The following is a 12,326-nucleotide window of genomic DNA, read 5'->3' as shown; positions in this document are numbered from 1 at the left end:
GGTCAGCCCTGCTTCTGAAAGTTGGTGATGACCATGCGGTCGGGACCGTCGGGGCGGGCATTGATCAATTGCAGGTAGTCGAGTCGTTGGCCGTCGGGGCGCGCCTCGACCAGGTGCACCTGCGCGGCGGTCGGCCCGATCGGGGTGATCGCGACGCAGTGCGTGGTCCCTTCGGGGATCGAAGCGATACCGGCAGCGAGGGATTCGAGTATCAACCCTGCTTCGGCCGACACCAGGCCGAGCGCTGTGGCGGCGTCACGTTGCCGGTAGTAGGCGTAGTCGAATGCGGCGATCACCCCGGTCACGGTGTGCGGATCGGCTGTTCCGTCGGTGATGGTCGCCCCGGACAATCCTGCGCACGCTCCTACCGCGGGGGCTGTGGTGGCCGGTGGTGCGGTCGTAATCGTCGGGATCGCGGTCGGCGCAGCGGGTGGCTCGGTCACCGACCTGATGCCGAATCCGACCATGACTAGGGCCGCAGCGAGAGCGATGGTCAGGCACACCCAGACCCGGGTCCGACCTGTGCGGGAGTTGTGGATCTCGACCTGCCTTGGAGATGTTCGATCCGCAGCGGTGGGTTGGTCGTGCAGCCACTGCCATTCGCTGTCGGTGTGGGGCTCGTCGGTGGTCGGTTGCAGTGCAACTGGTTCGGTGTGTTGGCTCAGCCATCCGATGCCGTGGTCGTGGTCGGTGTGAGTGGTGGGGTTCATGGGTGTCACCTCCTTTCAGCAGAGTTGGGTTGGTGGGCCCTTCGGGCGGCTCGCCGGAACGGGATCAGCGGCCTGTTGGGTACGGCCCTGATCGGCCTCCGCCCGAAGGGGTCTCAGGGACCGGGCGTAGCTGGGATCGAACTCGCCGGTGGCGTGGCGGTGATGCTGGGCAGCGGGGTCGCTGTCCGGCTCGGTGCGGGCGACGCTGGTGCTGTGCTCAGGTCGCGGGCGGCGGCGGTGAACCAGTGCGCGGTGGCGGCGACTGCGGATTCGCCGGATTGTGTGGTGGGTACGGTTTGGTAGGAGTTGTGGCGGCCGGCGGTGTCGCTGTAGCGGGCGGTCCCGGCCAGGGTGTAGAGCTCGCTGGGTTCGGTGACCGCGGTGGTGATAGCGGTGAAGGCTTCGTTGACCCAGCGGTTGGCTGTCTGTGGCGGGACGAGTTCGACGACGGCGGCCGCGAGTTTGGTGCCCAGTACCGCGACCGCAGCGAGCGGGTCGGCCATGCCGACGGTCGCCAGTTCGGCCACGGCTGCCGGGGTGATCACCGTGCGAGCGACCGTGATCACAGCGTTGAGCCCGATCGTGCCGATCTTGAACAACGCCGAGAGCGCCTCGTCCGGTGTCGGAACGACGGTGCCCGCTTGAGAGGCTTGGGCCAGGCGCGTCGCGATGGGAGTGGCGGGCTGGTAGGACAGCTGGTCGAGGCTGGTGCCGCTGATGTCCTCGTTCACCACATCCACGGCGGTTCGGAACACCGTCGTCGACAGTGCGTCGGCCAGGGTCGACATCGCCGCGATCGGGTCGCGCAGGTCGGTGCGACCGGCGATGTTGGTGACCGCGGTCGCCAACGGGCCGCCGGGGGTGGTGTTGCAGGTCGCGTCGGCGGCCACGCACAGATCGGCGACGCGGCCGGTCAGTGCCCCGTAGCTGGTCGTCGGTGCCGATCCGGCGGTGATTCCGGCGCCGGTCAGCGCCGGATTCACCAATTGGATCTTCGTGACCTGGTCACCGCCTGTTCCCGGCACCGGTGACGGGGTCGTGGAGTCCGCGTGGCCGGGCAGCACCGGGCTGCCGGAGCGACGTTCGGGGTTGGCCAGTAGCGCAACAGCGGCGACTTGGTCCGGGCGGACTGCGGATGAGCCCGCACCGACCCAGGCAGCGAACTCCGAGGCCGAGGCCGCTCCGTGTGCATACCCGGCGACGGCGATACGTGTGTTCGGGCAGCGTGTCACCACCTCGACCGCCGCCTCCTCCAACTGTTGCGCGGCGTCGATGACTGCGGTGTCGAACGCCAGTGCCGCGCCGTCGCGTGCCGTGCCGAAGGGAATGTAGGTTCGCCGCACTAGATCTCCGGCCACCCCGGTGACGGAGCCGAACAGTTTGCCCAGCGTTCCGCTGTCACTGGCTGCCGTGGCCGCGGTGGTGCCTTCCTCGGCACCCTGGACACCCAACACGTGCAGACGTGGACAGTCTCCGCTCACGGGCGTGGTCGGTTCGGCACCGGCGATACCGGCGCCGGTGAGAATGCTCAGCATCGCCAGGACGGCGGTGACGGTACAGTGGCGGGTCTTGTTGGTACGCATCGGTATTCACCTCGTTTCGGGCGCCCGCCCGCATCAGGGGAAGCGCTAGTGCGGGCGCGCTACTCAGTTGGTCAGGGGGTCGGTGAAGGGCGGTCGGGTCAACCGGGGTGAGCGCAGGTAGCTCGCGAGCCGGGATATCGCTTCTCGGGCGCCGTCGATTGCAGTCTGGGCGTGTCCGGTGTTGTATTCGCGCCAGCTCAGATCCACTCCGCGAGTGCGGTATTCGGCGAACAGGCCACGTCCCATCGCGACGGGGACGAGCATGTCTTGGGTGCCGTGGTAGAGATGAACCCGCGCGTGTGGTGTGCCGTGCCCGGCGGTCTCGTTGGCAAGTACGTAGCGCCAGAGCGGGTCGTTCCAGGGGTCGGGCCGTTCACACCACGCGCCCAGGGGTGTCTGTTCGAACGTCGTGATGACCTCGGCGGCGGTCATGGTCTGGGCTTGCTCGATCGCGCGGCGCCCCTCGGCGGTGATCAGGTGCTCGACCGGCAGGTGGGTGTAGGCGCGGGCGAGTCCGATCAGCCCGGCCAGGGTCAGACCCGCCAGTGGCCCGCCGTCCACGTCCGCGGCGAGGCTGCCCGGGTCAGCGATCACCGCTCCTGCGGCGATGCCGCGCAGGTCGAGTTCGGGGGCGTAGTCGGGTTGAAGTTCAGCAGCCCATACCGCGGCGCGACCGCCGTCGGCGTATCCCCATGCCGCGCAGGGGGCTTCGGCGGCGAGCATCTCCGGTAGCCGCAGTGTGGCACGAGCCAGGTCGAGAACGGCGTGCGCGGCGGCGCGCCCCGCCAGGAAAGGGTGTGCACCGAGCCCCCTCAACCCCATCCCCTGCCCGTCGGGCACAGCCACCGTCCATCCCCGTTCCAGCGCGCTGGAGATGAACTCTGTCTCCGGTTCGGATTCGTCACGTGTCAGTAGTTGCGAGGCGGCTGCGGCGCCGCCGAGTCCGCGGAAGACCGGGCAGTACAGCAGGATCGGAGCCTTGTCGGTGGTGCTGATCGGGCCGGCGGCGATCACGATTCCGGAGGCGGGAATCGGCGCTTTCCGGGAAGTGCGCGTGGCGTAGACCAATTGCCACGCCCGGTGCGCGCCGGGCAGACTCGGAGTAGGGACGCTGCGGCGGCGCAGCAGCTTTCCGGGCAGTGAGTAGGCGTCGACGTCGGGTGCCCGATAGAACTCGTCATCGGTAGCGGTGTCGTTCATCATCGGCTCCCGGCGATGTCGTGGGCCAAGGCGACCATCCAGGCGATCCCGGAACCGAGTTGCCCGGATGTGGCGTAGCCGTTGTGGCGGGCGACGGTGTCGGCGTAGCGCAACAGCACTGCCGGGTTGACCAGGTCGACGTTGTCGGCCAGGAGTTGCCCCCAAGCAGCGGTGAGCTGACCAGCGAGTTTGGGCAACAGCACGATCGGGTTCGCGGCGACGGTGGCGACGATCTCGTCCCACCGGCCCGCCGCGGCATCGCCGTCGGGGACCGGAGTGCGGGGGTCGGCGGCCTCGACCAGCCGAGCCGCGAGCCCCTCCTGCGGGAGGTAGTCGACATTGCCGCCGCCGACGGCGAAGTCTCCCAGCAGCACCGTCATCCAGGCGTCGCCGAGGGCAGCGTGCAAGAGTCCGTTGAGGGTGCCCAGAGCGGCGATCGGGTTTCGCAGGTCGGCTTGGGCGGCGATCTCCGCCCCCACCCGTAGGAACGCGGCGCGGTCCGGTGCCGAGCAGGCCAGGTCACCCTCGGTGCAGATGTCGGCGACCCGGCCGGTCAGATCGCCGTAGCCGATCGCCCCGGCGATACCTGCGCCGCCGGCGGGCGGGTTGGTGATCGCGACCTGGGACACGGCAGCACCGCTGGTGCCCGGTGCCGGATCGGGGACGAGTTGTCCCGGTCTCCCGGGGATCACCGGCGCACCGAGAGCGCGGTCGGGGTTGGCGTACAACGCGATCCCCGCGATCCTGTCCGCACCGATCGGCCCCACGCCCGCGCCGATGTCGGCGGCGAAGTCCGACATGGCCTGCGCGCCTTGCGAGTAGCCGACACCGGCGACGAGAGTGTCGGGGCAGGCGTCGGCGATCTGGGTGGCGGCGGCGTCGAGCTGGTTACGGGCGTCGGTCACCGACACCGTGTACGGGTCCGGACCGCCACCGGGCACGACACCGCCGAACCCTGCGCCGTAGGGGATGTAGGAACGTTGCACCAGCCCGGGAGCCGCCGAGAGCACGGGCGCCAACAGTGCACCCACGACTCCGGTATCGGCGAGCGGGTCTGCGGTCGGTGAGGACTGACCGGTGCCTTGGACTCCGAGGATGTAGAGGGCCGGGCAGCCGGGGCCGATCGGCACTGCCCCGGCAGGGGCGGCACCGGTCGTGGCTGCCACGGTCGAACAGATCGCCGCAGCTGCCAGGGTGGCGGCTAATCGGCGGGCGCTGGTCGTGGAGGTGAGGGTCACGGCTGGCCCACCCCGACTCCGGCTCCGAAGCCCGCACCGACTGTCCCCGCCGCGACCGCACCGACCACGGCGACCGGGACACCGGCCACGAGCGCACCCGCCGCCGCACCGGCCGCACCGCCGAGCGCGGTCCCGGCGACACCGGAGGTCACCGTGCCGATGACCGGGACCGGAACTACCGTGCCCAGGGCCGCGCCCGCGATACCGCCGATGGTGCCGCCGACCAGCGCACCGACCACGGCACCCGCGACAGCGGCCGGCGCGCCCACGACGACCGCTCCTGCCGCGCCGCCGATTCCGGCACCGGCCAACGTCGCCCCGGACACTCGGTCCGAGCGCCCGGCGGGGATGCCGACGGAGTCCAGTGCGGTGGCGACCTGGGCCTCCAGCCCGGCAGCGGTCTCGTTGATCACGTCCGCGTATTCCGGAGACAGCCATTCCGGGCGCGGGGCCTGCCATTGACCGACCCGGATCGTGTTCTCCGGTGCCTCGATCGGCGCGACCGGCTCGACCGGTTCGGGCAGGTGCAGGTCCTCGATCCGGATCGGTTCGACCGGAGCCTCCGGCGGCGGAGCGGGGCGCGAGGGGGCATCGTTGCGGACTTCGGGGGGCTGGGAGTAGTAGACCAGCGGCGGTTCCGGTTCGGGCGCAGCCGGTTCGGGCGCGGGCGCCGGAGCCGGTGGGGGTGGCGGGGCGGTGGTGCCGGGCTGGGCAGGGCCGGTGACGCCGGGCTGATCGGCGATGGCCGACGGGGGCTCGGCGGCGGTCGCGGTCGCGGCGGCGGCAAGGATCATCGCGACCGGGACCGCGGTGATGAGCGCGACTCGACGGCCTCTGACAATGGCACCGCACGGGCGATTCCGTGTCGACGAGCGCATTCTTCGGTACGGAACGGCGGCCGTGTTGGTGGGTGGTATAAGGAATTCAGGCATGCCAAATAGCCCTTCGCTGTGAAGGTGAAAGAACGACGGATTTATGGCGCGAGCGCGCGCAGGTGGTTCGGTGTCACGATGCGGCCTCTCAGCGCGGGATCGCTACTGGGAGGCCGCTTTTCATGCGAGATGCGTCACATGATCAGATGAAGGGCAGGATCAGCGTCAATGCCTGTGCCGCCACGGACAATCCGTTGGAAATCACGGACAATCCGGCGTTCACCCACCCCAGAATCAGATACGGGTCCATCGTGGTGTCCTCTCGATCGGTTCGGTCTTGCGCTTTCAACCAAACCGCGAAAACCACCGAAGCACCAGGGGTTTCGTTGCCTACTTTTTCATTAACGAAAAAGTAGGCACTGAGTTTCTAACCCGTACGCAGGCAGTTTGCCAGCTGATTCACCACAAAATCTTCACCTCGAGTAATCAGACGATTCCCTGCACTCCGGTGGGCTCCTTCGAGAACGCGAGTGTTCACGAAGCTCGGCAGCAACATCGTCCGATTACCTGATCGCCGGAGGTGTTGCCGCGCCCTACCCGCTCTGGTAAGACGGAAACACACAAATCTTGGGGGCAACACTCGATCTTATCTTCGCTTGCCCCGTCAGGGGAAGACCCAGGGAAGGGGGAACCCGGCATGCGCCGGAATCCCAAACTCGTACCGACGCCGGGGATCCCGACGTTCGGGACCACGCTCCGCCTGATCAGGGAAGATCAGGACCACACACGCCACACCGCAGCCAATCTGCACGGCATCAGTTCGGGGTATCTGTTCTCGATCGAGTCCGACGCGAAGAAGCCGAAACTCGAGACAATTTCCAAGATGCTCGAGGGGTACAAGGTCGGACCGTTACTCACTCGGCATCTGCACGAACTCCGCGCTCCGGCGCTGCTCCTACCGACATCGGACAAGCTGTGCCAGCAGGTGCGCGGCCACGACGACTGGATCAAACACCTCGACGACCTGGAAGAACGACGCACACTCGCGGCGTACGTCGACCCGTTCTGGAACATATTGGCCTGCAACGAAACCTGGCTCGCAGCACTGCCCGGGATCGAGGAAACCCACTCGATCGCACGATGGCTCTTCAGCGCCATCGCGAAAGAGGTCTTCGTGCAATGGGAACGCGAAGCCGCCCACAACGTCGCCTACGACAAGGCAATGCTGGGACTGTTCCGCCACTCCGCCCAAGCCCGCGAACTCATCGCACATCTCCAGTCCCGCCCCGACTATCGCCGACTATGGGCCGCCAGCATCGACGTCAACTACGGCCGCCACACCGACGATCTACTGCACCACCGCGATCCGGCCACCGGCACACTGACCTCCTACCGCCTCAGCATCGCCCCGATGGACGAATCAGGGACTGTGCATTTGGTCACAGCGATAGCAAAACCATACTCCGGCCCACCATTCACCCCCCGCTAACCACCCCACACGACATCCAGGAAGCGCGATCGGCACACGAAATCAGTGACCAACCTCAATCGTGGTTATTGCGTCGGCTAGCTGCACCCGACGTTCAGCAAACCCACAGCCTCGATCACGGCGCCTAACCCCATCAGGACAATGGCGTCGCCAGCATCCCTTCGTTCTCGCAATAGATCGAATTTGCTCGCACAATACAAGATATTCACATTCGATAGCCGGAGTCGGATCCATACGCAATCGAGAAGGTGTATCGATTGGCCTCGGTACACGCAGCGCGCGGACCATCGGTGTTCGGCCATCAGCGGCGTGGTCGAAGCGGCAGTCGCCCGACAGTCGGCTACCGCACCGCGGCGGGGGATGACCGCGATGACCACCGGTTCGACGGATTCGTCACCCTCCTCCGGTTCGGCCGCATCCGCGTTGCCCGAGACGACAACGACCTACTCAAGCCCCGATGTTGCCCGCGCACTGCACAAATCACGCCGTTGGTACGAAGAGGTGCTGAAGGCCGGCCGCCTGCCCGGCCACAGAGCCGGTCGGACCTGGTTCCTCACCGCCGGTGACATCGCCGCGGCGCTGGAACTCACTCGACGACCAGCGACTTCGGTAGGCCGACGCCGATCAGCAACCGCTGCGACGCCTCCGGATTCCACGCGGTCACCACGGCGGCGTACGGCACGACACCACCGCACGCCGCCGCAAAAAGACCAGCCGCAGTCGCCAGTCCGCCCACAAACTTGAGGGTGCGTCGGATCTGACAGAGGGGCAGTCCGGCGTTCTATGTGTTCAGTGCGGTGACGAGGAAGTCGCGTGCGGTGCTGGAGGCTCGCTCGAACTTGTCCTCATACACCGCGAAGTGCGGACCCGAAATCAACTCCAACTGTTTGGGTTCCAACGCTTCGGCGTAGCTCGCCAACGCGATATCGGCGGGCGCCAGGGTGTCCTGGTCCGCGACGATCATCAACAGCGGTGTCGGAGAGACCCGACGCACGAACGATTCCGGCGCATAGCTCTGGAACTTGTCGATACTCGACACGGTGACCTCGTTACGCCAGGTCGGCACCTGCGGCCCGTTGTCCATCAACCACTGATACGCCTCCAGGCCCGGCATCGCGACCATCTCGGTCGGATCATCCGACGCCGCTTTGATCGTCAACGCCGGTTTCCCCGCCGCGCGCGCGTGCCGATCCGCGGCGATCGCCGCGTGCATCAAGGGATGGACGACGCTGGGGACCAAGCTACAGAAGTTGGCCCACCCGTTGGTGGTCGGCACCTGCGAGACCACCGCGCGCACCCGCCGATCGGTCGCCGCGACCACCAGAACATGACCACCGGAAAAGCTCGTACCCCAAACACCGATACGGGTCGGATCGATACCGTCCAGGGATTGCGCGAAAGTGATCGCGTCGCGGTAACCCTCGATCTGCGCGGGCGGATCGACCTCGAACCGCGGCTCCCCCTCGGAAGTGCCGAATCCCGGATGGTCATAGACCAGACATGCCAGACCGGCCTTACTGAATACTTCCGCGAACGGGACCACCCACTCCTTGACCCCGGCGAAACCATGAGTCATCACCACAAGCGGAACCGGACCCGAGACATCCTCGGGCCGGTACAGCCATCCTCGAAGTATCGTTGCCCCACTTGAGAACTCGACATCAACACGCATATCCGGATCCCCTTCCCAAGAACTCCCTGCACCTTGCAACGTACGGCCTGAACTTGCTTCTGTCGCATCAATCGCAGACATCGCTGGTCACACCCATTGCCGGCAGGATCTGCCCACCGCAGCTCAGGGCAACGCGCTGGTCCAGATGATGGCCACCGTTGCGAGCGTGATCACTACAATGCATACCGTAAGCCGGGCAGTGGCACCCCAATCTGAAATTGCCCGACGAATGGTTTTGCCGATCTCGGCCCACATACTCTCCCCCTACTTCTGAGGCGACGCTGCTGCATCGCGTGGATCGAGCAGATCAGAGGTGAGGGTTTGTCCAAAAGGACTCCGGACGATCCGGTTCGTTTTGGCCCGTGAAACCCGGTTATTATCAATGTCTTTCGGATGTCCGGGACAGATCTCGGACAGCGGCGGACACTGGTGGAGGGCAACCGATGGCGATACCGCGTCCGGGCCCGGTCCGCGACGTCGATCTCGATCACGCTGAGAATCTTCAGCAACTCGGTGCACTTCTACGTCAAGCGATGGACCACGCAGGGCTTTCGATCCGAGCATTGGAGAGCGCTACCGCACGGACCGTACCTGGCGCGTCGCCACGAGTTAGATTGACGCGCACCGTGATCGGCGACATGGTCAAGGGCCGCTACATCACCGCTGAGCGTCTGCGTGTCGCCGTACACGCCTGCGGGGTGCCTGGCCTTCAGGTCAGCAGGTGGCTCGAAACATTTTCCCTGATCAGCCGTCGTGCCGCTGGTGCATCCAGCTTTGTGAGGGTACCTGTTCCATCGGGCATCCACGGTCAGGGGCAGCATCTGCCTTCGTTAGTTCCGGTGGTCGCGGGTTTGCCTCGCGATGTCCCAGATCTGATTGGCCGCAGTGAGGAGTTGGACGCCTTGCTCGGGCAGACCGGCGGTGGTCGGGTGATGTCGATTCACACCGTTGACGGGATGGCTGGCGTAGGTAAAACCGCGTTGGTCATCCATGCGTCCTATCGTCTGGCCGAGCGGTTTCCCGATGGCCAGTTCTTCGTCGATCTGCACGCACATACACCCGGCAAGGCTTTCACTGATCCCGCTGATGTTCTCGCCGACCTGCTGACCGACATCGGAGTTGATCCTCAGCAGCTTCCCGATACCCTGGCCAGTCGTCGCACGATGTGGCGTGATTACACGGCGACCCACCGAATTCTGTTGGTGCTCGATGATGCTGCCGACCACGCCCAGGTAGAGCCGCTACTCCCTTCTGGGCAGGGTTGCCTGACTCTGATTACCAGCCGCAGCAGATTGGTCGCACTCGACGCCGCTGTGCCGTTGGCCGTCGACATTCTCGATCCCACAGGTGCTGCCGAGTTGTTCTGGATGCTGTCGCGGCGAGTACCGGGAACGGGCGAGGATGCTGCGGTCGAGCAGATCGTGCGCCTGTGCGGATACCTTCCACTGGCGATCGTGCTGCTGGCCGGCCGCCTCGCCCATCACCCGAAGTGGTCGATCAGCATCTTGGCGACCGAGTTCGCGACCACCCAGAACCGCCTCAGCGAACTCGCTGCCGGACCGCGGGCAGTGCACGCCGCGTTCGACATGTCCTACCGCAATCTGCCACCCCATCGGCAACGGCTGTTCCGGCGTCTGGGCCTACACCCAGGACGCGATATCGACGCCTACGCCGTTACCGCCCTCGATGACATCACCCTCGACAGCGCGCGAAGTGAACTCGACTCCCTCTACACCGACAATCTGATCGAGGAAACATCCCCGGGGCGATACCGCATGCACGACCTTCTTCGGGAATACGCCCGCACCCTCGCTCGCGCCGAATCCGAAGACCACAGCGCCCGGCCGATCGACCGACTACTCAGTTACTTCCAATTCACCGCTCACACAGCCAACCAATACCTGACACGGTCATCCCACCGGGTAGTCCTGAATCTCGAGTCCCCGCCATCGGAGTCACCCGGGTTTCCGGATTCGACAGCAGCGTTGACGTGGTTGCAGAGCGAACGACTCAATCTTCTGGCCTGCATCGACTTCGCGGTCAACACCGATCGCCGCGCCCAAACGGTCGGCTTGACATACGCGATTTCCAGTTTTCTCCGATCCCAAGTACCGCGGCCACATGCGATATCGCTCCATCAACAAGCCACAGCCGCTGCTCACCAGATCGGCGACCGCATCGGCGAGGCCAGTTCATTACTCGCCTTGGCAGATCTGCGCCAATTGCTCGGTGACTACTCCTCCACCGCCGAACTGTCCCAACAAGCCCTGACGATCTTTCGCGGAATCGATCACCGACTGGGCACCGCCGACGCGCTCGGCAGTCTCGGCTGGGCACTGTGGCGACTCGGCGACCTCGCAGGCGCCGCCGACCTGCATCAGCAAGCACTCACAATTTTCCGGCGAATCGGTGAACGGCTCGGCGAGGCCAACGCTCTCGATGACCTCGGTCGGATCGAGGGACAAATCGGCAACTATCAGACTGCCCACCAGCTTCACGCCCAAGCATTGACGATCTATCGCGACCTGGAAAACCACATCGGCCACGCGGGGGCGCTTCATGGGCTAGGCCTAACCAGCCATCGTCTCGGGGACTACCCCAGGGCCATCGAACTGCACACCCAAGCTCTGCGAATGTATCGCGCCCTGCGCGAACGGCTCGGCGAGGCAAGCGCCTTACACGACCTCGCCCGAACACACCGCCAGATCGGCGACTACACCACCGCCACCGACCTGCAAACCCATGCACTCGATATCTATCGCGACCTCGCCCACCACCACGGCGAAGCGAACGCACTCCACGAGATCGCCTGCACACACCACCAGATCGGCGATCACGACCACGCTAGCGAACTCCACACCCGTGCCCTCGACATCTACCGGCGAATCGGCAACCTCGCCGGAGAAGCCCAAGCGCTAGCCGGAATCGCTCGGGCACAAGCCGCCACCAGTACCAACACCCAATCCGCCACCGAGTTGTTCGAACGTGCACTGAGCATCTACCGCCAGATCGGCAGCCGCGAAGGCGAAGCGGAAACCCTCAACGATCTGGGTACGTTGATGACCCAGATTCGCGAACCAACCAAAGGACAACAGTTCCACCAGCAGGCGCTCGAACTAGCTCGCGAGATGCAAAGCCCCTTGGAGGAGGCTCGCGCCAGGGAAGGACTGGCGCGGTGCTGGGTCCAGCGGGGATCCCCAGCCCACGCCATCGACGAACTGCGAGACGCAACCGCGATGTACACCCGCATTGGAGCAGCCGAAAAGGAACGCGCCACGACCTACATGGCCCAGCTGCAGCACCTCCAACAGGAGAGCACTGCCGAAACGGTCATCGAGACATAAAAGTACTCGAAACGTACGGTTAGCGAGCCATATACCGGAATGACAGCGACCTGGATCCGAGCCACTCCTACTCGCATCGGTGTGGCGGCTTCCGCTCGAAGTCCTCCGGCAGCGAGCGCCTCAGCATCGACGGCATCACCCGCATCGGGGGGCGCACGGGACGAAGATCAGGTTCTATTGAAGTGAATGGATCAGCGGCTTGGACAGCAAGGAAGTGT

General features: G+C 65.6%; 8 protein-coding genes. 2 read left to right on the top strand and 6 right to left on the bottom strand.

The genetic code is table 11. From position 1 onward, the window contains the following. Positions 1-2: 2 nt before the first annotated feature. The 5 genes from OG225_RS06160 to OG225_RS06140 form a co-directional block, all read right to left on the bottom strand. Positions 3-710, bottom strand: a complete 708-nt coding sequence (locus OG225_RS06160) for a hypothetical protein (RefSeq protein ID WP_405180772.1) — start codon at positions 708-710, stop codon at positions 3-5. A gap of 113 nt (positions 711-823) precedes the next feature. Next, on the bottom strand, positions 824-2,293 hold the full coding sequence (locus tag OG225_RS06155; RefSeq protein WP_405180771.1) for a cutinase family protein: 1,470 nt from the start codon (positions 2,291-2,293) through the stop codon (positions 824-826). Between the two features lie 63 nt (positions 2,294-2,356). Then, the gene (locus tag OG225_RS06150) at positions 2,357-3,496 is read right to left on the bottom strand and encodes a lipase family protein (protein ID WP_405180770.1); all 1,140 of its coding nucleotides are present in this window, start codon (positions 3,494-3,496) and stop codon (positions 2,357-2,359) included. After that, positions 3,493-4,731 carry a cutinase family protein gene (locus OG225_RS06145; RefSeq protein ID WP_405180769.1) on the bottom strand — a complete coding sequence of 413 codons (1,239 nt, stop codon included), beginning with the start codon at positions 4,729-4,731 and terminating at the stop codon, positions 3,493-3,495. The genes OG225_RS06150 and OG225_RS06145 overlap by 4 nt, the downstream gene beginning before the upstream one ends. Beyond that, positions 4,728-5,525, bottom strand: a complete 798-nt coding sequence (locus tag OG225_RS06140) for a hypothetical protein (RefSeq protein ID WP_405180768.1) — start codon at positions 5,523-5,525, stop codon at positions 4,728-4,730. The genes OG225_RS06145 and OG225_RS06140 overlap by 4 nt, the downstream gene beginning before the upstream one ends. A gap of 775 nt (positions 5,526-6,300) precedes the next feature. Between OG225_RS06140 and OG225_RS06135 the strand changes: the two genes are divergently transcribed. Beyond that, positions 6,301-7,092 carry a hypothetical protein gene (locus OG225_RS06135; RefSeq protein WP_405180767.1) on the top strand — a complete coding sequence of 264 codons (792 nt, stop codon included), beginning with the start codon at positions 6,301-6,303 and terminating at the stop codon, positions 7,090-7,092. Positions 7,093-7,873: 781 nt separating this feature from the next. Here the strand turns inward: OG225_RS06135 and OG225_RS06130 are convergent. Further along, complete coding sequence (locus OG225_RS06130; RefSeq protein ID WP_405180766.1) at positions 7,874-8,764, bottom strand: alpha/beta hydrolase; 891 nt, start codon at positions 8,762-8,764, stop codon at positions 7,874-7,876. Positions 8,765-9,378: 614 nt separating this feature from the next. Here OG225_RS06130 and OG225_RS06125 point away from each other — a divergent pair. Continuing rightward, positions 9,379-12,108, top strand: a complete 2,730-nt coding sequence (locus tag OG225_RS06125) for an ATP-binding protein (protein ID WP_405180765.1) — start codon at positions 9,379-9,381, stop codon at positions 12,106-12,108. Positions 12,109-12,326 lie beyond the last annotated feature (218 nt).

Source organism: Nocardia sp. NBC_01377, assembly GCF_045040005.1.
Classification (GTDB): domain Bacteria; phylum Actinomycetota; class Actinomycetes; order Mycobacteriales; family Mycobacteriaceae; genus Nocardia; species Nocardia noduli.
The sequence above is the reverse complement of the archived record's forward strand: the minus strand, read 5'-3'. Positions and strand labels throughout refer to the sequence as shown.